The sequence below is a fragment of the Haploplasma modicum ATCC 29102 genome, from assembly GCF_000687835.1.
Taxonomy (GTDB): Bacteria; Bacillota_I; Bacilli_A; order Acholeplasmatales; family Acholeplasmataceae; genus Haploplasma; species Haploplasma modicum.
The window spans coordinates 53,375-74,531 of the sequence record NZ_JHYB01000002.1; the positions used below are offsets into that span (position 1 = coordinate 53,375).

Below are 21,157 nucleotides of genomic sequence, written 5' to 3' on the forward strand. Positions count from 1 at the left end.
TAAGAGAATATGGAGTGGTATATGTGATTGCATTTATAATTTTTTTAATAACAAGTTTATTGATCATCTTAAGTTTTTTCTTCTATCCTAAAATTAAAATAAGTAAATATGAGTTTAGTTCTTATTGGATTATAGCTATAATCGGAGCCATACTTTCACTAATATTTAAACAAATAACTTTTAATCAAATTTTTAGTAGTTTAGTTAATGAAAGTAGTATGAATCCAACTAAATTAATAGTAATTTTTATTTGTATGGCAGTCTTATCACTATATTTAGATGAGATAGGTTTTTTTAAATATTTGGCAAATATCGTAATTAAAAAGTTTAACAGATCAAAATGGCAATTGTTTTTCGGGCTTTATTCGATTGTTGCTATTCTTACTGTATTTACTTCCAATGACGTAATTATTTTAACTTTAACTTTTTTTATAATATATTTTAGTAAAAATGCTAAGATCAATCCGATTCCTTTTTTATTTGCAGAATTTATAGCAGCAAATACACTAAGCATTTTATTAATAATAGGAAATCCAACTAATATGTATTTATCAAGTATTAATAATATAAGCTTTATTTCATACTTTAAAGTAATGATTTTACCAACTATTGCAACTTTAATATCATCGCTAACAGTATTATCAATTATGTTTAGAAAAGAGTTGAATACAAAAATAGAACACATTGAAACAAGTGAATTAAAAGTAGAAAGATATAGTTTAATTCTTGGTTTAGTTACATTGTTTGGTGCTTTAATATTTTTGACTATTAGTAACTACTTAAAAATAGAAATGTGGGTTATTACTTTGTTCTTTTTAATAGTTTTATCTATTTTATCTAATTTAAATATAAATTCAAGAATTGGTTTTAATAAAAGTATTAAAAGAGCTCCTTGGAACTTTATACCCTTTTTGATTAGTATGTTTATTATAATAATTAGTCTAGACAATAATGGAATAACCTCAATTTTCAGCAAAATGTTAGGAACTAAAAATCCAATATTTGTTTATGGTTTTTCTAGTGCACTTATGGGTAATTTAATGAATAATATTCCAATGAGTATTTTTTATGGAAGTGTTATTAGTAATACAAGTATTCTTATTCAAAAACAAGCAATATATGCAAGTATCATAGGATCAAATCTCTCTGCTTTGTTTACTCCACTTGGTTCTTTAGCTGGATTAATGTGGCTAGAGACTCTAAAGAAGGAGGAAATAAATTTAAAGTTTAAAGAATTTATTATAAGAGGAAGTATTGTTGCATTAGTTACATTATTTTTTGCATTAGTTACATTAAAAATTGTACTTTGAAAAAATTAAATAGTAGATGTATTTTATTAAACAGTAAGTAAAATACATCTTTTTTTATTATTTAATAAAAATTGCAATAAATGGATATAATCTCTAATTAATCATACTATTTATAATTAATTCTTTTACTAATCTTTTAAGTTAAAAAATATCACAATTTCACATATTGCACTTGAATGTAAACGGTTTCTATGTTATATTAAAAATAGATAAATAAAACATAGGAGGAAAAATATGAATAAAAAAAATAAAATCAATTATTTTGTTATTTATCATGGTGATGGTTACAGTTACTTTAGTATCCTGTAAACCAAAAGATACAGGGGAAGTCCAAAAAATTATTGAGCAAGCTCAAAAAATGGACAGAAATGAATTGTATGCAAAAGCAATAGAAGAACTTGATGGTAAAACTATGACGGCTGTTGGTAATTCAAGTCGTGGTAAAACTGCACAAGAGTATTTTCTTGCATACTTACAAGGAAAGAAGTTTGATTCAGCAACTGGTACTTATGTAGCAGATGCAAAGATTAGAGAAGAGTTTCCACAATATAAGGAAGATTTTAACGGAAAAATTGACTGGACACAGCCAAAAAACAATCGTATTTTTGCACAAATTAGTTCAGACGTTAATTCATCAAAACCTCTAATTTCTATGACATTAATTCAAGATGGTAATCAAATTAAGAGTAAAATGCTTGATACAGGTTATCTCCTTAATTATATACCAAAAGAATGGGGTGGAGATAAAGCAACTAATGGTGAACCATTTGCTTTACAATCATTAAATAAAGTATTTATGTATAATAATTTAGGCGGGAAATCGATTAAAAACGTTTGGCAATTTGTAGCTGAAGGGGAAAGACCAATGTTCATGGGATTAGATAGTGAACCAGTTGGTAAAAACTTCTTATACATGTTAACAAATGAAAAAAATTCAAATATTATGAAAGAAGCATATGATGCATTAACAGCAACAGAAAAAACTTATTTTGATAAAACAATCAAAGAAGTTGAACAAGATGCTAAAGATTTAGGTTTAACACATGCAAATGCTAAATATTCATTAGCTTGGATTAAATTATGGGTAAAACAATTTAATCAACAAACAGATGATGGTCCAATTATGGGTGAATTAGCAAAATCATCATCAGTTGGTGAATCAGGTTTAATCGTGTATTCAAAATTAAGAAGTGTTAATGAAACACCTGAAGTTTCAAAGAATAACGTAACAGTTGCAGCATATCAAGAAGGTTATGTTGGTATTGGTGGATTTATGTATAAACACTACTTACAAGTTTTAAAAACTTCACCATTCCCATGGACATCAGTTGCATTTATTCATTTTATGACAACTACACAAGATGGTTTCTCACCTTGGGGTAAAGATATTGGTGGATATGCTTCAGATGATAAAGCAAATCAAGTTCACTTATATGATGGCCATGAAGATAGAGATAAAAATAAGCCAATCTTATTCCCAGCATTAAATGATCGTGGATATGAATGGTGGTCAGGTGATACAGCAGGTAAAGGTAGATTAGTAATTGAAGATCCTACATATGTAGCAAGTGTAAGTCATATCGTTGGTGACTGGATCGATTTATTATAATAAATAGTATTATATAAACATTTAAGGGGCGTATAATACTCGCCCCTTAATCATAGTGAAGGTGAGAAAATGGAACAAAATAAAAATTTTAGTCTATATAGAAACAAAATAAAAACATATTTCTCAAAACCGGAAAATGCAATCTTAGTGGTTTTAGGTATTTTATTATCTATTTTCACATTAGCACCACTGGTAACAATATTATTTGATACCTTTAAAATCCATGTTGGGACAGTTGAAACAGTGATATCAGGTAAGACTGGTGGATATTCATTATCCAACTATAAAGATCTCTTATTTGGTAATTTAAGTAAAAGAAACCTTCGTGAACCATTTATGAACACAATGTATTTAAGTATTTTATCAACGATAATTGCATTAGTTTACGGGGGAATTGTAGCATACTTAATTACAAGAACTAACATGAAGTTTAAAAAGTTTATTGGTGCTGTATTTATTTTCACATACATCATGCCACAATGGACAATGGCAATGGTTTGGAGAAATTTATTTAATAGTAATTTAGTAACAGGTGGGTCAGATGGGGTATTAGCAAGTTTATTTGGGATAAGAGCACCTCTATGGGTTACGACAGGACTGTTTCCAAGTGCAATCGTACTTGGATTACATTATGCACCTTTTGCATATATATTAATTGGTGGAGTATTTAAAAATATGGATGCTAACTTAGAAGAAGCAGCAACAATTCTAAATACACCAAAACATAAGATATTTTTTAGAGTCACATTACCAATGGTCTTACCAGCAATATTATCAACAATCTTATTAGTTTTTAGTAGTTCAATGGGAAGTTATCCAGTACCACATTACTTGAAATTATCAACACTTTCAACAAGATATGTTGAAATAGCGGCTCAAAGACCAGGATCAGCAAGTATTTTATCAGTTATTATGATTTTAATTGGTATTACAATCTTAACAGTAAACCAAAGAGCAACAAGTAGTAGAAAATCATATACAACTGTAACCGGTAAATCAGGTCAAGTAACAAAAGTTAGACTAGGTAAAATTAGTATGTATACAATACCTAGTGTATTAATTGTACTTACTTTGTTTACAAGTATTTACCCAATTATTGCCTTTGCAGTTGAAACATTCTTGCAAAACCCAGGAGATTATAGTCAATTTACCTTAAAGTGGTGGATTACTAAAACCGGTGGTGGCGAACAAGGAATGTATGGTCAAGCGGGAATGCTTTATAACCGTGAAATCTGGGGAGGATTTATTGGATCAATTAGAGTTGCTTTATTTAGTGCCTTTTTTGCAGGGACAATTGGTCTATTAGTTGGATATGCAGTAAGTAAGAAGCGAAGAAGTAAATATGCAGGTTATGTAAATGCAATTTCGTTTTTACCATATTTATTACCTTCACTATCAGTAGGTGCTGCATACTTTGTATTTGGTAACATGATAGGACTTTGGGGAACTTATACAATTTTAATTATTGTTGGGACAATTAAATATGTTCCATTTGCAAGTAGAAGTTCACTTGGTGCAATGATGCAATTAAGTTCTGAAATTGAAGAAGCGGCATATATTCAAAATATTCCTTGGTACAAAAGAATGTTTAGGATTGTTATACCAATTCAAAAAACAGCGATATTAAGCGGATATCTCTTGCCATTTATGACGGCATTAAGAGAGTTAACCCTATTTATGCTATTAGTACCACAAGCAATGATTGTAACAACTTTACTTGATTATTATGATGAGATGGGATTATATGCTTTCTCTAGTGGAATTAACTTAATCTTAATTGTCTTTATTTTAATCATTAACAAAGTTATTGAAACCTTAACAGGTGCAAGTTTAGATAAAGGAATCGGAGGATAAAATATGCCAGAAATTGTATTAACTAATATAACAAAAAGATATGGTGACTACTATGCAGTTGACAATTTAAATTTAACCATTGAAAATAAATCATTTGTTACTTTACTTGGTCCATCTGGTTGCGGTAAAACAACAACTCTTAGAATGATTGCAGGGCTTGAAACACCTACAACTGGAAGAATTGAAATCGATGGATTAACTGTTTTTGATAGTGAAAAAGGAATAAACATTCCGGCTAACAAGAGAAAAGTTGGATTCTTATTCCAAAATTATGCCCTATGGCCAAACATGACAGTTTATAATAATATTTCATTTGGACTAAAAAACATTAAAGAAGAAATGAAAAACTATGCTTTTGATTTAATGAAAGTATCAAAAATACTTGATGTTTTAGCAAATGATAAAGATCTATTAACTGTATACTTAGATGCACTTGATAAAAACAAAGAAGTAAATGAGACAATATTAATCAATAAATTAATTGATAAGTTTGATTTGACAATTTATACAGCAAAAGAAATTTTACAATTAAAACCTTTTGCTGATGATAAATTAGTTGACTTAACTCCATTAAAGGAAAAATATCAAGAAGAAAAGAAAGTAATATTAAATAAATATCAAGAAGCAAATAAAGAAATTAATGAAAACTTTGAGTTTACTGAAAATAATGTTCCAGTAAAAACTGTTAGAAGATTAACAAAAGAAGAAATTGATCTAAAAGTTAGAAGAGTAAGTAGAATTGTAAAAATTGGTGAATATATGGATCGTTATCCATCAGAGTTATCAGGTGGGCAACAACAAAGAGTCGCAATTGCAAGAACTCTAGCTCCAGAACCACTTGTTTTATTAATGGATGAGCCACTTTCAAACTTAGACGCAAAATTAAGATTAGAAATGCGTTCTGAACTACAAAGACTTCATATTGATACCAATTCAACAATTGTTTATGTAACTCATGACCAACTAGAAGCGATGACGTTAGCTAATAATATTTGTTTAATTGATAATGGACTTCTTCAACAATATGAACCACCGCTTACAGTTTATAGTAAACCTAATAATTTATTTGTAGCAGACTTTATCGGTAATCCTTCAATCAATTTTATTGAAGCTAATGGATCTTTATCAAAAGATGGGACTTTTGAGTTGAAAATTTTTGGTAAAGAAAAAATAAAGTTTATTCCAAATGAAAAACTAAATTTAGAAGAAAAACTTAAAGAAATGCGTCATAAAGAAGAAGCAAATTATAAAGTTGAAAAAATAAACAAAGACTATAAATTTAAATATAATATATCACGTGTTGATGATGAAATAGAATTAGAAGAAAACACAGAATTTGTAGTTGCAATAAGACCTGAACATATTTCATTTGTAAAAGATGATAAAGAAACAATTAGTGGGACTGTATATAGTTTAATGCCAGCTGGAATGGAAACAACAATTAAGCTTAGATATGATAACTTTTTATTAACAGGTGTAGTATTTGGAGTTCTACCTTACAAGATTGATGAGAAAGTTAACTTTAAATTTAATACAAATCAACTTTTAATCTTTGATAAAGAGTCAGGTAAATTAATTACACAAGGATCAATCAAAATTTAACTAAGTAAGCAGTTATATACTGCTTATTTTTTTGTTTTATAATATAAATAATGTAAATATAACACATTTCTTGAAAAGTTTACTAGTTAGTATTAATACTTTAAGGAAACTAAAAGAAATATTAAAGTTTCCAAAGGTGGTATAATTTGCAAGATAAAATAATTGATAAGCAATCTTTCTCCTTAAAAAGGATGGCTTAAAGTATACTATAGATGATCTTTCTAGTAATCTAAGTATTTCAAAAATAACAATCTATAAATATTTAACTAACAAAGAAAATATAACAATTCAGTTATATGAAAAAATCTATAGAGACTTAATATTTAAGATTTGTAAGTTAAGTGATAATATTGACTTAAACATTGTTTTAAAGATATTATATGAAGCAATATATTTCAAACAATAAAGACTATTTACAGTAGTATATATAGTAGCAAGAAGTATTGGTAAAATAGGTGAATCATTTATTGCTGGTACTCTCTCAAAAGCTGAACCTAACATTAGAAAATATTTAGGTTTCACTTTAAAACCACACTAAGGAACATCATTAGTATTTACTTAAATTGCGGTTTCAATGCTTCAAGGTGTTGATACTAGGCAGCATCAATTATTCAATAAACAATCGCATAACCTGCAATTATTAATGAAATTATTGCTGTAATTCTAGCAAAACAAGGATTTAAGTGGGCAAATGAAATTATAATATAGAAATTACCGAATAAGAAGTATTAAAAATATTAAACACCTCTATCTATGATATATTTTAGATAGAGGTGTTATTTATGAAATTAGTAGAATTAAGTGAAGTTGTTAAACTTGCATATAATAAAATATATGGTGAAAAAATTATTAAAGAAGAGATGCTTACTGAAAAAAAGTTTAAACTAACATTTAGAAAAGAAGCAATTATTATTGATAATTCAGTTGGAAATAAATATCGTATAACCTTTAATGACTATGTCGGAACAATTGATCACTTTAGAAATTTATTTGATTATATTTTAGGATTTAATGATTTTTGTTGTGATACAAGCAATTTTATCGATTTAACAGAAAGTTTCATAACAAAATTATATAAGCATTTACATTTATAATATACTAACCTAAATTATTATTTATGATATAATAAATAAGGTATTAAAATATTATTTTAAGGAGACAATAAATTGAAAGTATTTGATTATGAAGATATACAGTTACTACCAAGAAAATGTATCGTGAATAGTAGAAAAGAATGTGATACAAGCGTTAAGTTTGGTAAACATAGTTTTAAAATGCCAACTGTTTTAGCAAATATGGAAACAGTAATAAATGAGGATTTGGCAATTTACTTAGCAGAAAATGGATATTTTTATATTATGCACCGCTTTGATGAAGAATCAAGAATACCATTTATTAAGAAAATGAAAGAAAAAAACTTATTTTCTTCAATAAGTATTGGTGTTAAAGACTATGAATATGATTTTGTAATTGAGTTAAAAGAACTAAATTTAGTTCCTGATTATATTACAATTGATATTGCACATGGTCATTCTGATAATGTTATTAATATGATTAAACATATTAAAAAGCATTTGAATGATTCATTTGTTATTGCTGGAAATATTGGAACTCCTGAAGCAGTAATAGATTTAGAAAATGCTGGAGCAGATGCAACAAAAGTTGGAATTGGACCAGGTAAAGTATGTATTACTAAACTGAAAACTGGATTTGGTACAGGTGGATGGCAATTAGCTGCTTTAGAAAGAATTAGTAAAGTTGCTAAAAAACCGTTGATTGCTGATGGTGGGATTAGAAACCATGGTGACTTAGCAAAATCAATTAAGTTTGGAGCAACAATGATTATGATTGGATCATTATTTGCTGGACATGAAGAATCACCAGGACAACTAATTGAAATAGATGGTAATAAATTTAAATCATACTATGGTAGTGCCTCATATAACCAAAAAGGTGAAATGAAAAATATTGAAGGAAAAGAAATTTTAGTGCCATATAAAGGAAGTATTATTAATACTTTAAATGAGATGCAACAAGATTTACAATCTTCAATTTCCTATTCGGGTGGTAAAGATTTAAGTTCATTAAGAGAAGTAGATTTCGTTATTTTAAAAAATTCAATCTTCAACGGAGATTATTAATTAATAGGAGAGTTTGCTCTCCTATTTTATTTTTAAAAATAATTAAAAATGTTGACAAGTTAAAAAAAAAAGTATATAATATCTATGTTCGGTTTATTATAGGTTAACTTTTGGTATAGTAATACTAAACAAAAATATAAGAAAATAATTAAAATATTATAAATATTAAACAAAGGGGGAATTAAGATGGCAGCCTTAATAGAATTAAAGGATGTTACTAAAGAATTTAATGGACAAGTCGTACTTCGTGGAATTGACTTAGTTATTGAACAAAATGAGTTCGTTACTCTTCTCGGTCCTTCAGGATGTGGAAAAACAACTACACTTAAAATAATTGGTGGGTTCACTGAGGCCAATTCAGGACAAGTTATATTTGATGGTAAGGATATTGCACATATTCCGGCTCATAGGAGACCTACTAATACGGTATTCCAAAGATATGCTTTATTCCCACATTTAGATGTTTATGAAAATGTTGCTTTTGGTCTTAGAGTAAAGGGAAGAAACGTTGGACAAAAAAGACAAATTAATAGTATTGAAAAGAACTTTAAAAAAGAAATTACAAAGTTAGATAATGCTTTAAATCAAAATATTTTAGAATTAAAGGCTAAAGGTTATGACTATGATGAATATAAAGTAAAAGAAGATGCCTTATATGAAAAATATGATTTAAAAGTAGAAAAAGCAACAGAGAAGAAAAATGATAAAATTAGCCATTTAGAAAATACATTTATTAATAAAAAAGATTTTGAACATTTAATTAAAAATAAAGTAACAAAATATTTAAAAATGGTTGGTTTAGAAGGTTATGAACACCGTGATATTAGCAAATTATCTGGTGGACAACAACAAAGAGTTGCAATTGCAAGAGCGCTAATTAATGAACCAAAGGTACTTTTATTAGATGAGCCACTTGCAGCACTTGACTTAAAACTAAGACAAGAAATGCAATATGAATTAAAAGAATTACAAAAAAGTGCTGGAATTACTTTTATTTTTGTAACACATGATCAAGAAGAAGCTTTAACAATGAGTGATAAGATTGTTGTTATGAATAATGGTGAAATTCAACAAATTGGCACCCCTGAAGATATTTATAATGAACCAATCAACACATTTGTTGCTAAGTTTATTGGTGAATCAAATATTATTGAAGGAATTATGAAAGATGATTATTTAGTAAACTTTGATGGACAAGATTATACATGTGTTGATAAAGGGTTTGCTAGAAATGAAAAAGTAGATATCGTTATTAGACCAGAAGACATTGATATTGTTAAAGTAGGTAAAGGTTTATTAACTGGTGTAGTAGATAGTGTTGCTTTTAAAGGAGTACACTATGAAATTGACGTTATAACAAATGATAGAACATATACAATCCATACAACTGATTATAGTAAGGTAGGAGAAAAAGTTGATATTACATTTAATCCAGAAGATATTCATATCATGGAGGAATGGTAATGCCTTTAATTATTGATAAGTTTAAGAAAAACAAAGATGAAGAATCAAAAATTAAAAAAACAATCTTATCTAACAATAGTACACTTCTTGGAATTCCATATTATATTTTATTGTTTGGTTTAATTGTTTTTCCATTTTTTATAATGGTTCTTTATGCATTTAGTAGTACAAGCGGCAGTATTTTTCAAATTGAATTTACTTTAAAAAACTTTGCAATGTTTTTTAACGAAAAATTGTTTGTTAAAACAATGTTTGAATCACTTTATTTAGCTGCTCTTTCAACAGTTTTTACTCTTCTTGTAGGTTATCCTTTAGCATATTTTATAACTAAACAATCAAGAAGAAAACAAGCTTTATTAATAGCATTAATAACATCAACAATGTGGGTTAATATGCTAATTAGAGCGAATGCTTTAAAACAAGTAACAGAAATGTTTGCTCCTAAATTATTAGGGACAGATTTTATAATTATTTTAGGTAATGTTTATATGTTCTTACCATTTATGGTACTGCCAATTTATACAATATTATCTAGAATTGATAAAAGTTTATTAGAAGGTGCAGCAGATTTAGGTGCAACACCACTCCAAACTTTTAGACGAGTTGTTTTACCACTTTCATTATCAGGTGTTGTATCTGGATCTATGATGGTATTTTTACCAGCAGCGACAACCCTTATTGTTCCTAAGTATTTGGGTGATGGTAAAAGAATTTTAATTGGTAAATTAATTGAAGATGCAGTTTTACAAAGTCATAATTATGGTTATGGAGCAGCTGTATCAATTGTAATAGGAGTAATATTAATTGGTTTTATCGTATTACTTAAAAAAGTAGATAAATATGATGAGGTGCTTTCAAATGAAGAAGACTAATCGTTTAATTGAAAACATTTATTTTATAATAATAATATTGTTTACTTACATCCCAATGGCATCAATGATCATATTTTCTTTTAACAAGAGTAAATCTCTTACCAAATGGACAGGATTTAGTTTAGAGTGGTATGTTAAACTATTTCAAGATAGAGATATAATTGAGGCAATTACAAATACAATTACAGTTGCTGTAATTTCAACATTAGTTGCAACAATAATTGGGACATTAGTTTCAATTGCCCTAACTAAACATAAGAAATTATTTAAAGAGACAATTCTAGGATTAAGTAATATTCCAATATTAAGTCCAGAAATTGTAACTGCTATTGCATTTTTCGTATTCTTTGGTGCGTTTGCAATTCAAAAAGGTATGACAACAATGATTTTAGCGCATATTGCATTTAGTACACCATATGTAATACTTGCAGTTTATCCTAAGGTTAAAAGCTTAGATAAAGACTTAGTTAATGCAGCCTATGATTTAGGTGCAACGCCTAGACAAGCATTATTCAAGGTGATTTTACCGCAAATTAAAGTAGCAATTTTTGCTGGTGCAGCAATTGCTTTTGCGATGAGTTTTGATGACTTTGTTATTTCCTATTTTGCCTCAGGCGGAATGGTTAAAAACATCTCAATTTATCTTTATACATTAAAAAGAGGAATTGAACCAACTGTTAATGCACTATCAGCAATAATTATGATAGGAGTTGGAATTAAAGTAGCATTTGATTATATTAAATCAGGGAAGGAAAATGAAGAATAATGAAAAAAATATTAATGTTTATAGGTATTTTTGCAGTAACATTATTGTTAACTGCTTGTGGAAATAAAGAAAAATTAAATTTATATATTCCAAATGAATATATTGATAGTAGTTTAGTAAAGGCTTTTGAAAAAGAGCATAATGTTAGAGTTAAAATTATTACATTTAATTCAAATGAAGTTGCACTTGGTCAAGTTAGAGCAAACAAATACGATATTGTTGTTCCTAGTGATTATGCAATTGAAGAATTAGCAAAAGAAGGATTACTTGAAGAATTAAATGGTAGAGAATTTTTTGAAGAAGGGTTCGAATTTGCTCCAGGTCTAGAAGCATTCTTCGAACAATTAAATGAAGATGGATTTGATTTCTTAAAATATTCAGTTCCTTATTTCTGGGGTTCACTTGGAGTTTTATATAACCATAATAAAATAACTTTAGATAGAATGGAAAAAGATGGCTATAAAGTGATTGCTGATCAATCATTAGAAACAATTATTTATGACTCATCAAGAGATGCAATAATGGTTGGCTTACTAGCAAATGGTAAAATGTTACATGATGCAAATAGAGATGAAGCAACATTAAAAGCTGATTTAAAACAAGCTGAAGAATGGTTAGTAAGTGCAAAAGGACCAAAAACAAGTATTTTATCAGATGAAATCTTAACAGATATGTTATCAGGAACTAAATATGATGCTGCAATTACATATAGTGGTGATGCTGCATATATTATGAGTGAAAACGAAAATTATAGTTTCTATATTCCTGAAAATACTAATGTTTTTGCTGATGGTTTTGTTATTCCTAAAAATGCTCAAAACAAAGAATTAGCAAAAAAATTCATTGAATTTATGTCAACTTATGAAGCATCATTAGATAATACAATTGAAATTGGCTATACATCAGTTAGAAATGATGTTTATACAGAAATGACTAAAGAAGGTGGAGATTTTAGCGAACCAAGATTAAAATATGCTTATGAAACAAAAGTTAGTTTGTTCCAAATTTTTAGATATGATCAAAAATTAAAAGAACTAATTGACCAAGCATGGCAAAGAGTATCAGTATCTTAATAATTTAAGTAACATTAACCTCTCTAAATTGAGAGGTTATTCTTTTATAAATGACTGATTTATGTTAAAATAAAATACGAGGTGTAATCATATGAATAAGTTTGAGAAACTAGATAGAGAAAAATTAATAATAGCTTTATATCAATATGATTTAATGAAAAAAGAAGACTTCGAAATTGAAGAATTAAAAAACATTATTGAAAAACTTGATGAAATAGATGATATTATTGTAAGTAACCTAACAAATTATACAATTAATCGATTATCATTTATTGACCGTGCAATTATTAGACTAGCAACATACGAATTAAGATACAAAGATTTAGCGGTTGCGATAATAATTGATGAGGCTGTAAACTATACAAAGAAGTATAGTGATTTAGATGACGAAAAGCAACACAAATTTACAAATAGACTATTAGATAATATCGCAAAAGATATAAGGGGTTGATTATTTGTTAGATACGGCTTTAACAGTTAGTCAGTTAACGTATAAAATTAAATATTTACTCGAAAACGAAAATTCATTTAAAGGATTTGTTTTAAAGGGTGAAATATCAAATTTAACAAATCACCGCTCAGGTCATTTGTATTTTGCACTTAAAGATGAAAATGCACAAATTAAGGCAATCATGTTTCAATCAAGTGCGCAAAAATTAAAGTTTAAACCAAAAGATGGTGACAAAGTAATTGTTACAGGAAGTATTACACTATATGCACCACAAGGTTCATATAGTATTCAAGTAAACTCAATGTCATTATCTGGTGCCGGTGAATTATATTTAAAATATTTAGAACTAAAAGATAAGTTAAAAAATCTTGGTTGGTTTGATAAGCCTAAAAGAGAGTTACCTAAATATCCAAAAACAATTGGTGTAGTTACATCACCAACTGGTGCAGTTATTGAAGATATAAAAAATACGATTAATAGGAGATACCGTTTAGTCGATATTATTTTATATCCCGCACTAGTACAAGGTGCCCAATCAAGTTTAAGTATTAGTACGCAAATTGAAAAAGCAAATAGTGATAATATTTGTGATGTTTTAATTGTTGGACGCGGTGGTGGTTCAATTGAAGATCTTTGGGGTTTTAATGAACTTGCAACAATTAGTGCAATCTATAATTCAAAGATACCGGTTATCACTGCAATCGGTCATGAGACTGATGATACAATCTCAGATTTAGTAAGTGACCTAAGGGCACCAACACCAACTGCAGCTGCAGAACTTGCAACACCAAGTAGTCTTGTTTTAAGTAATAACTTAGTTGATATATACAGAAAAATTAGTTATATGTATCAAAATATTTTAAATACAAATCAAGCAAACCTTTTAAATATAATTGAACGTCTAGATTTATCAAGTCCCGTTAAAAAATTAAATGTTTTAAGTGAAAAACTTGATAAAAATGAAAAATTTATAAAAACTTATTATACTTATAAGCTTAATGAAAGTAAAAGTAATTTAGCAAAATTAGAACTTAAGCTAAAGAGTCTATCTCCTAAGAATAAATTAGAGTCAAGTATTAAAGATTTAAATAATTTAAAAGTAAATCTTGATCTATTTTATAATTATAGATTAGAAACAGTTAATAAGAGACTAGTTGATAATATTAAAAAGTTAGACAATAACTATCAAAATAATATAGTTTTAAAAATTCAAAAATTTAACTATATTACCGATATCTTAGAAAAAGTAAATCCAACTAATATTATGAAACGGGGATTTTCTCTAGCTATTGATAAAGATTTTAAAATTATTACAAGTATTAAAGAAGTTAGTGTTAATGACTTAATAAAATTTAAGTTTCATGATGGAAGTGTTACAACTAAAGTAATTGATAAGGAGGAAAAATAATGGAAAATAAATCATTTGAAGTTTTAATGGCTGAATTAGAACAATTAGTAAAAGAATTAGAAAACAAAGATATACCATTAGACGATGCAGTTAAAAAATACCAAAAAGGTTTAGAATTAACCAAAGTTTGTCATCAAATGTTAAAAGATGCCGAAGAAGTAATTGTAAAGGAAGTAAAAGAATAAGTGATAACAACACTAAAAGTTAAAGACTTTGCTTTGATTGAAGATATTGTTGTTTCTTTTGATCAAGGACTAACAGTTTTAACAGGAGAAACCGGTGCGGGTAAATCAATCATCCTTGAAGCACTTTATTTAATCTTTGCTAAAAGATCTGATTCTCAGATGATTAGACATGGGAAAGATAAAGCTTTAGTTGCTGCGGATTTTATTTTATCGGATGAGTTAATGACGATTTTTGAGCTTCCTAAGCAAATTGAAATTAAAAGAGAAATAGATATTCAAGGTAAACATAAAATAACGCTCAATGATAAAGTTATTACTTTAGCATATTTAAAAAATTTAACTGATAAAATCGGTAGCATATTTGAACAAAATGATATGGTTCAATTAATTGATGAAAAGTATTATTTATCCTTTATTGATCAAATGGATTTAGAAAAATCAAGTTCTTTATTAAATAACTACTTATTAAAAAGAAGTGACTACTTAGAAGCTAAGCGTCATTTAGAATCACTAAAATTAAAAAAGAATGATACGTTAGAACAAAAAGAGTTCCACGAATATCAACTAAATGAATTAAAAAATTACAATTTAGTAATTGATGAAAAAGAAGAATTAGAAGAAAATATTAGTAAGTTAAAAAACTTTGATAAAATCTCAAGCGGTCTTGCTGAAATAAAAGATAGCTTTAATACTAAAGTTGGTGTTGATTATATTTATGATATCAGTAAAATACTAAAAGACTTAGCTAGATTTGATAGCGACTTTAAAGATAAGGATACAAGTCTTTTAAATGCATATTATGAAATTAATGATATTCAGTCATTTATTGATGACAAAATATATAATTTAGATTTTAATGAAATAGAATTTAATGAAATGAATGAAAGACACTATAGTTTAGTAAAGTTAGAAGAAAAGTACAAAAAAACAGTAAATGAACTTATTAATTATGCTAAGGAATTAGAAGAGAAAATTGAACTAGTTGATAATTATGATAACTATATTAGTACCTATGAAAAAAAGGTTAATAACTTATATGAAGAATCATTTAAAGAAGCGGAAAAACTCTCTATTTATCGTAAGAAATTATCAACTAAGTTTATAGAATTAATTATTAATGAACTAAAAGACTTAGATTTACCCAATGCAAAATTTGAAGTTGCATTTAACAAATCTAATACGTTACTTGAAGATGGAATTGATCAAATTGATTTTTTAATATCGCTTAATGAAGGTGAACCAATAAGACCACTGTCTAAGGTTGCTAGTGGGGGCGAGAAAGCAAGATTCATGTTTGCAATTAAAAGCTTACACGCTAAACAGCACAATTTAAAGCTTTTAGTTCTAGATGAGATTGATATTGGTATAAGTGGTAAAACAGCGGCAAAAGTAGCGAATAAGATGCTAGAACTAAGTAAAAGCTTGCAACTAATTGTTATAAGTCACTTACCACAAGTTGCTGCAAAGGCAAACACGCATTTTGGGATAAGTAAAAGATTAGAAAATAATCGAATGATTACAATTATTAATAAATTAAATTATGACGAAAGAATATTAATGATAGCATCAATGTTATCTGATGAGTCATTAAGTGAGTTTGCTATTTCTCAGGCGAAGATGTTACTAAAAAAATAAAAAAAGGCTTATAGCCTTTTTATATTATCTGTATTAAACTTTTATTTAAGTGCGTCTATTAAAGCGATGATAAGACCAACAATAACTGTTCCAACCATCCCAATCAGTAAAAACCAAATAATGATTTTACCCCATAAAGTTTCACTTGGATTTTTATATGTTTTTGTTTCTTTGTTATTTACTTTCTTTGTTTGTTTAACTGGTTTAGTGTTTTTTGACATTCTGTTCACCTCAAGTATTATCTTTATATATATTAACATAAATTTTTAATAATTAAAAGGAGAAAAAATGAAAAGTGCGGCTAAAGTAATATTTCACATCGATTTAAATGCTTTTTTTGCATCTGTTGCAAGCATTAATGAACCTTATTTAAAAAATAAGGTGTTTGTTGTTGGGGGAACTAACTTAACAACAAGAGGTGTTATTACAACCGCTTCATATAAAGCAAGAAGAAAAGGAATTAAATCAGGAATGTCAATTGTTGAGGCAACTAAGATTTATCCTAAGCTTTTAGTAGTTCCAACTGATTATAGTGAAAATAAAAAGTATTCAGATATATTTTTTAATGTGCTTAAAGAATATTCAGATTTAGTTCTTAAAGGATCAATCGATGAAGCATATGTTGATATGACGGAGTTATCAAAAAGGTATCATCCACTGCAAATAGCAAAAGATATAATGAACCGCCTAAACAAAGAATATAGTCTACCAGTTTCAATTGGTATTGCTCCAACGCTATTTTTAGCTAAAATGGCATCTGATTTAAAAAAACCATTAGGAATTACGGTTGTTAGAAAGAAAGATATTGTAAAAAAAATCTTACCACTGCCAATTAAAGATTTATTTGGTTTAGGAATAAAGACTTATCCTATCTTAATGAATAAAGGGATTAATTTAATTGGTGATTTTATTAAGGAAGAAAATAAGGAAACTATATTAAGTGTTATGTCAATTGATTCTTATAATCATTTTTTAGAAAATATTAAAGGATTAAGCTCAGATATTGTCAATCCTAGTAAATATGATATTCCTAAGTCAATTAGTAGTGAGACGACATTTAATTATGATGTTAGTAACGTTGAGGCAATTATGCTTGAAATGAAAAATCTTTTTGATGAATCATATAATAGATTAATTAAGGAAAAAGTAATTTGTAAAACTGTTACTATTAAAATTAGATATAGTGATTTTCAGACAATTACTAGATCTAAATCAATTGAAGATTTTACAAAAGATTATCATACATTAGAAACATTAATGGAAGAAATCTTTTATGATAATTATAATAGTGAAGAGCTAAGATTAGTTGGTGTTGGTTTTTCTAATATGATTTTAGAAGAGGATTATAGGGAAGATTTTAATCTTTTTACATATCAAAAACTAATAAAGTAATATCATGATATAATAATATAGCAAGAAAGAGGAATAATATGGTAAAACAAGAATTATTAGACAAATTAAAATTTAAAAAACTAACGCCAATTCAAGAAATGGTTATTAAAAATTTCAATAACAACAATAATTTAGTTGGTGTAGCACCAACTGGAACTGGTAAGACTCATGCTTATTTACTACCTTTAGTAAGTAACATAGATAGTACTAAAAAAGAACTACAAGCAGTTATTTTAGTACCAACAAATGAGCTTATTAATCAAGTTAGAGAAATGTTAGAACCACTCTTAGAAGATGATTTAAAGGTTAGAATTTATAACTATAAAACCGATAAGAAAAAAGAAGAAGAATGGCTTTTAAATAATACCCCACATTTAGTTATAGCAACTCCAAGTAAACTAATTGAAATGAGAGCACTTGGACTTAACTTAAATAACTTAAAATATTTAGTCTTAGATGAGGCTGATATGATGTTTGATGAGTTATTTTTAGGGGAAATCGATAAAATTATTAAAAATTTAACTAAAACTAAATATTTATTATTTTCAGCATCAATTAGTGAAACAATGTATTCATTTATTAAGCAGTATTTTGGTAACTACGATTTAATTGATTCAAGTAAACTTCATGAATTAAATATTAGTCATAGACTAATAAAAATACAGCCAGAAAATAGATTAGATAATTTAGAAAAACTTGTTAAAGTATTAAATCCTTATTTAGCAATTATTTTTGTTAGCAAGAAAGAAAATCAGGCTGAGATTTATCAAAAAATGTTGAAAGACAATTATAATGTGGTCTTACTTTCAGGAAACTTAACACAACACCAAAGAAAAAACATTTTAAGAGATATTCACAGTCTAAAATATCAATATATTATAGCAAGTGATTTAGTAGCAAGAGGTATAGATTTTGATGCAAGTCATATTATTAACTATGATCTTCCATATAAACTAGAGTTTTTCAAACACCGTAGTGGTAGAACTGGTAGAATGGAAAAAGAAGGTATTGTAATTACTTTTGCAACTAATGATGAAAGAAACAAAATAACAAGACTTAGAGAAATGGGCTTTGATTTTGTTGATTATAGAATAACAAGTTCAGAAATTGTCAAAGTTAAAAAAGAACAAACTAATAAACTTACAAAAAATGAAGTTGATGCAATTAAAAAAATTGCAAAACCTAATAAGGTAAAACCAAACTATAAAAAGAAAAATAAAGATAAAGTTAAAAAAGCGCTAAGGAGTGAAAGATATGAAAAATATGGTAAAAATAGGTAGTCATGTTTCAATGAGTGGAACAGAAATGTTTCTAGGCTCAGTCAAAGAAGCACTTAGTTATAATGCGAACTGTTTAATGATATATACAGGTGCACCACAAAATACAATTAGAAAAAGCATTGATGCTTTAAGAATTAAAGAGGCAGAAGAGTTAATGAAAGAACATAATCTTTTATTAGAAAATGTTGTTGTTCATGCTCCTTATATTATTAATCTTGCAAATCCAGATCAAGAAAAACGTGATTTTGCAGTTAGTTTTTTAACTAAAGAAGTTGAAAGAACTGATAAAATTGGTGCAGGCCAAATCGTACTTCATCCAGGAAGTGCAGTCGGGTTAGACCGCGTGCAAGCAATCAAATGGATTGCTGAAGGTGTTAATCGAGTAATTAATAACACAAAAGAATCAAAAGTTAAAATTGCTCTTGAAACTATGGCTGGAAAAGGCAATGAAGTTGGTAGAACATTCGAAGAGATTGCTGAAATAATTAGTCTTATTGACGATAAAACTCGTGTTAGCGTTTGTTTTGACACATGTCATGTTCATGATGCAGGCTATGACTTAAAAGGTAATTTTAACCAAGTTTTTGATGAATTTGACAAAATTGTTGGATTAGATAAAATTAGTGTAGTCCACGTTAATGACTCTAAAAATGTGATGGGAGCAAGAAAAGACCGTCACGAGAATTTAGGTTTTGGTGAAATTGGTTTTGATGTTTTGACAGATATTATTTATAGTGAAAGATTAGTAAATATTCCAAAAATACTAGAAACACCATATGTGTTAAAAAAACCACCATATAAATTTGAAATTGAAATGATTAAAGAACGTAAGTTTGATAAAGACTTACAAGATAAGATTGCTAATTCATAGGGGTTAAAAAATGAAAAAAATCCAAGAAAAAATAACAATAGTAATATTATATATATTAGCACTACCATTTTTAATTGGTTTTTTATTGTTGTTTTTCTTAGGATATGTATTAATATTTCCGTTTGAAATAATTCCATACAGAAATTCTTTCTACTATAAGGAATTAAAGGAGAAGTATTATCTATTAATTAGTATTACTAAGAGCTATAAAACTTTTAATAAGTTTTATAAGTCTGGAACAAAGTTAAAATTAGCGGAATTTGCTTTAGTAAAACTAGGTGACAAATATCTAATTAAATACGATGAATCATTTGTTAAAATAGATTTAAGTGGAACTTTAACAATAACTAATGATATTTTAAAACCTTTAAATTTATTAATAGTCTTAAGGAAAGACTTACTTTCTAAAGAACAACTAAAAAATCTTAAGACAAACGAAAATATATTGCTATATAACAAATAAAGTGACTAAAGTCACTTTTATTTTTTATTTATTTCATTTAATTTTTCTTTTATTAAGTTGATAACTTTTTGCTTATCTAAAGGATTATCTACAATATTGTAAAGGTCAGTATTAATTACTAAGACCTCACTTGCATTGTAAAATTTTTTTAACCAATCACCATAACCACTATGTAATAGTTTATAATAATCAACTAAATCTTCCTCTAATTCATATTCTCTACCGCGACGTTTAATTCTGTCAATTACTGTATCAAACGAACCATCTAAATAGACCATTAAGTCTGGAGCTTTTTTAGGTAATGAATCAATTTCTTCCATCATATTATCTAATAATTTTTTATAAATGGAAAACTCTAAATCACTCATTCTACCTAATTCATAATTAATTTTAGCAAAATACCAATCTTCATATATTGAGCGATCAATTATACTTGCATTTGTAACACCGTTTAATGCAGCTTGTTTTAATGTTTCAAATCTACTATTTAAAAAGAAAAGCTGCAATAAAAAAGGATATCTGTTTGCTTTTATCTCTTCAGCAGTAGCAGTATAGTATAGTGGTAATATTGGATTATCATCAACTTGTTCATAATAAACCTTCCCCTTAAATTCATCTGCTAATATTTCTGCCAGCGTTGTTTTCCCTAAACCTATCATTCCACCAACTACAACTAACATTTACTCACTCCCATTCTTATATACATTTGATTTTAACTAAAATACTAGTTAAAGTCAAATGGTTTTTATGATATTTTATGATATAATTTAATTGTTAGGAG

Annotated in this window: 21 protein-coding genes; 18 read left to right on the forward strand and 3 right to left on the reverse strand. The window is 27.4% G+C overall.

All coding sequences use genetic code 11. The features are described 5' to 3' along the window. The first annotated feature begins 23 nt into the window (after nt 1-23). The 4 genes from T352_RS0100290 to T352_RS0100305 all read left to right on the forward strand — a co-directional run bounded on the left by T352_RS0100290 (nt 24) and on the right by T352_RS0100305 (nt 6,375). Entirely contained in the window at nt 24-1,310 is a 1,287-nt protein-coding gene (locus T352_RS0100290) for an ArsB/NhaD family transporter (protein ID WP_162151047.1), read from the forward strand. Nucleotides 1,311-1,557: 247 nt separating this feature from the next. Beyond that, entirely contained in the window at nt 1,558-2,919 is a 1,362-nt protein-coding gene (locus tag T352_RS0100295; protein WP_026391252.1) for an outer membrane protein assembly factor BamD, read from the forward strand. Nucleotides 2,920-2,988: 69 nt separating this feature from the next. Then, complete coding sequence (locus tag T352_RS0100300) at nt 2,989-4,773, forward strand: ABC transporter permease (protein WP_026391253.1); 1,785 nt, start codon at nt 2,989-2,991, stop codon at nt 4,771-4,773. A gap of 3 nt (nt 4,774-4,776) precedes the next feature. Next, on the forward strand, nt 4,777-6,375 hold the full coding sequence (locus T352_RS0100305) for an ABC transporter ATP-binding protein (protein ID WP_026391254.1): 1,599 nt from the start codon (nt 4,777-4,779) through the stop codon (nt 6,373-6,375). A 306-nt stretch (nt 6,376-6,681) separates the two neighbouring features. Here the strand turns inward: T352_RS0100305 and T352_RS0100310 are convergent, their stop codons facing one another. Then, complete coding sequence (locus tag T352_RS0100310) at nt 6,682-6,897, reverse strand: hypothetical protein (protein ID WP_026391255.1); 216 nt, start codon at nt 6,895-6,897, stop codon at nt 6,682-6,684. 260 nt (nt 6,898-7,157) lie between these two features. Here T352_RS0100310 and T352_RS0100315 point away from each other — a divergent pair, with 260 nt between their 5' ends. The 10 genes from T352_RS0100315 (at nt 7,158) to T352_RS0100360 (ending at nt 16,370) form a co-directional block, all read left to right on the forward strand. Next, entirely contained in the window at nt 7,158-7,469 is a 312-nt protein-coding gene (locus tag T352_RS0100315; protein WP_026391256.1) for a hypothetical protein, read from the forward strand. 72 nt (nt 7,470-7,541) lie between these two features. Next, nucleotides 7,542-8,516 carry a GMP reductase gene (locus T352_RS0100320; protein ID WP_026391257.1) on the forward strand — a complete coding sequence of 325 codons (975 nt, stop codon included), beginning with the start codon at nt 7,542-7,544 and terminating at the stop codon, nt 8,514-8,516. Between the two features lie 186 nt (nt 8,517-8,702). Continuing rightward, nucleotides 8,703-9,980, forward strand: coding sequence for an ABC transporter ATP-binding protein (locus T352_RS0100325; RefSeq protein WP_026391258.1), 1,278 nt, complete (start codon nt 8,703-8,705; stop codon nt 9,978-9,980). After that, entirely contained in the window at nt 9,980-10,852 is an 873-nt protein-coding gene (locus tag T352_RS0100330) for an ABC transporter permease (protein WP_051615616.1), read from the forward strand. Before T352_RS0100325 ends, T352_RS0100330 begins: the two co-directional genes overlap by 1 nt. Then, nucleotides 10,839-11,618, forward strand: coding sequence for an ABC transporter permease (locus tag T352_RS0100335; protein WP_026391260.1), 780 nt, complete (start codon nt 10,839-10,841; stop codon nt 11,616-11,618). Before T352_RS0100330 ends, T352_RS0100335 begins: the two co-directional genes overlap by 14 nt. After that, the gene (locus T352_RS0100340) at nt 11,618-12,691 is read left to right on the forward strand and encodes an extracellular solute-binding protein (protein WP_026391261.1); all 1,074 of its coding nucleotides are present in this window, start codon (nt 11,618-11,620) and stop codon (nt 12,689-12,691) included. The genes T352_RS0100335 and T352_RS0100340 overlap by 1 nt, the downstream gene beginning before the upstream one ends. 91 nt (nt 12,692-12,782) lie before the next feature. Beyond that, the gene (locus tag T352_RS05920) at nt 12,783-13,142 is read left to right on the forward strand and encodes a transcription antitermination factor NusB (protein WP_162151048.1); all 360 of its coding nucleotides are present in this window, start codon (nt 12,783-12,785) and stop codon (nt 13,140-13,142) included. Between the two features lie 4 nt (nt 13,143-13,146). After that, complete coding sequence (gene xseA / locus T352_RS0100350) at nt 13,147-14,550, forward strand: exodeoxyribonuclease VII large subunit (protein WP_026391262.1); 1,404 nt, start codon at nt 13,147-13,149, stop codon at nt 14,548-14,550. After that, entirely contained in the window at nt 14,550-14,735 is a 186-nt protein-coding gene (xseB, locus tag T352_RS0100355) for an exodeoxyribonuclease VII small subunit (RefSeq protein WP_026391263.1), read from the forward strand. The genes xseA and xseB overlap by 1 nt, the downstream gene beginning before the upstream one ends. Further along, a complete protein-coding gene (locus tag T352_RS0100360) occupies nt 14,736-16,370 on the forward strand; it encodes a DNA repair protein RecN (protein ID WP_026391264.1) in 1,635 nt (544 codons plus the stop codon). It abuts the gene before it with no gap. A 41-nt stretch (nt 16,371-16,411) separates the two neighbouring features. Here T352_RS0100360 and T352_RS0100365 read toward each other — a convergent pair whose 3' ends face one another. Continuing rightward, on the reverse strand, nt 16,412-16,591 hold the full coding sequence (locus tag T352_RS0100365) for a hypothetical protein (RefSeq protein ID WP_026391265.1): 180 nt from the start codon (nt 16,589-16,591) through the stop codon (nt 16,412-16,414). A 67-nt stretch (nt 16,592-16,658) separates the two neighbouring features. Here T352_RS0100365 and T352_RS0100370 point away from each other — a divergent pair, with 67 nt between their 5' ends. From T352_RS0100370 to T352_RS0100385, 4 genes are read left to right on the forward strand one after another with little or no spacing between them, the layout of a single operon-like run. Then, nucleotides 16,659-17,762: a Y-family DNA polymerase gene (locus T352_RS0100370; RefSeq protein WP_026391266.1), complete on the forward strand. Its 1,104-nt coding sequence runs from the start codon at nt 16,659-16,661 to the stop codon at nt 17,760-17,762. Between the two features lie 38 nt (nt 17,763-17,800). Continuing rightward, entirely contained in the window at nt 17,801-19,042 is a 1,242-nt protein-coding gene (locus T352_RS0100375) for a DEAD/DEAH box helicase (RefSeq protein ID WP_035344685.1), read from the forward strand. Beyond that, nucleotides 19,026-19,913, forward strand: coding sequence for a deoxyribonuclease IV (locus T352_RS0100380; RefSeq protein WP_026391268.1), 888 nt, complete (start codon nt 19,026-19,028; stop codon nt 19,911-19,913). Before T352_RS0100375 ends, T352_RS0100380 begins: the two co-directional genes overlap by 17 nt. A 10-nt stretch (nt 19,914-19,923) precedes the next feature. After that, on the forward strand, nt 19,924-20,376 hold the full coding sequence (locus tag T352_RS0100385) for a hypothetical protein (protein WP_026391269.1): 453 nt from the start codon (nt 19,924-19,926) through the stop codon (nt 20,374-20,376). 17 nt (nt 20,377-20,393) lie between these two features. Here T352_RS0100385 and T352_RS0100390 read toward each other — a convergent pair whose 3' ends face one another. Then, on the reverse strand, nt 20,394-21,056 hold the full coding sequence (locus tag T352_RS0100390) for a deoxynucleoside kinase (protein WP_026391270.1): 663 nt from the start codon (nt 21,054-21,056) through the stop codon (nt 20,394-20,396). Nucleotides 21,057-21,157 lie beyond the last annotated feature (101 nt).

What these genes read in the sequence shown, in the direction of transcription:
- T352_RS0100300 (WP_026391253.1), top strand. Translation starts at nt 2,989, where the DNA reads ATGGAACAAAATAAAAATTTTAGTCTATATAGAAACAAAATAAAAACA.
- T352_RS0100305 (WP_026391254.1), top strand. Translation starts at nt 4,777, where the DNA reads ATGCCAGAAATTGTATTAACTAATATAACAAAAAGATATGGTGACTAC.
- T352_RS0100315 (WP_026391256.1), top strand. Translation starts at nt 7,158, where the DNA reads ATGAAATTAGTAGAATTAAGTGAAGTTGTTAAACTTGCATATAATAAA.
- T352_RS0100325 (WP_026391258.1), top strand. Translation starts at nt 8,703, where the DNA reads ATGGCAGCCTTAATAGAATTAAAGGATGTTACTAAAGAATTTAATGGA.
- T352_RS0100330 (WP_051615616.1), top strand. Translation starts at nt 9,980, where the DNA reads ATGCCTTTAATTATTGATAAGTTTAAGAAAAACAAAGATGAAGAATCA.
- T352_RS0100335 (WP_026391260.1), top strand. Translation starts at nt 10,839, where the DNA reads ATGAAGAAGACTAATCGTTTAATTGAAAACATTTATTTTATAATAATA.
- T352_RS0100340 (WP_026391261.1), top strand. Translation starts at nt 11,618, where the DNA reads ATGAAAAAAATATTAATGTTTATAGGTATTTTTGCAGTAACATTATTG.
- T352_RS05920 (WP_162151048.1), top strand. Translation starts at nt 12,783, where the DNA reads ATGAATAAGTTTGAGAAACTAGATAGAGAAAAATTAATAATAGCTTTA.
- xseB (WP_026391263.1), top strand. Translation starts at nt 14,550, where the DNA reads ATGGAAAATAAATCATTTGAAGTTTTAATGGCTGAATTAGAACAATTA.
- T352_RS0100365 (WP_026391265.1), bottom strand. Translation starts at nt 16,591, where the DNA reads ATGTCAAAAAACACTAAACCAGTTAAACAAACAAAGAAAGTAAATAAC.
- T352_RS0100370 (WP_026391266.1), top strand. Translation starts at nt 16,659, where the DNA reads ATGAAAAGTGCGGCTAAAGTAATATTTCACATCGATTTAAATGCTTTT.
- T352_RS0100375 (WP_035344685.1), top strand. Translation starts at nt 17,801, where the DNA reads ATGGTAAAACAAGAATTATTAGACAAATTAAAATTTAAAAAACTAACG.
- T352_RS0100380 (WP_026391268.1), top strand. Translation starts at nt 19,026, where the DNA reads ATGGTAAAAATAGGTAGTCATGTTTCAATGAGTGGAACAGAAATGTTT.
- T352_RS0100385 (WP_026391269.1), top strand. Translation starts at nt 19,924, where the DNA reads ATGAAAAAAATCCAAGAAAAAATAACAATAGTAATATTATATATATTA.
- T352_RS0100390 (WP_026391270.1), bottom strand. Translation starts at nt 21,056, where the DNA reads ATGTTAGTTGTAGTTGGTGGAATGATAGGTTTAGGGAAAACAACGCTG.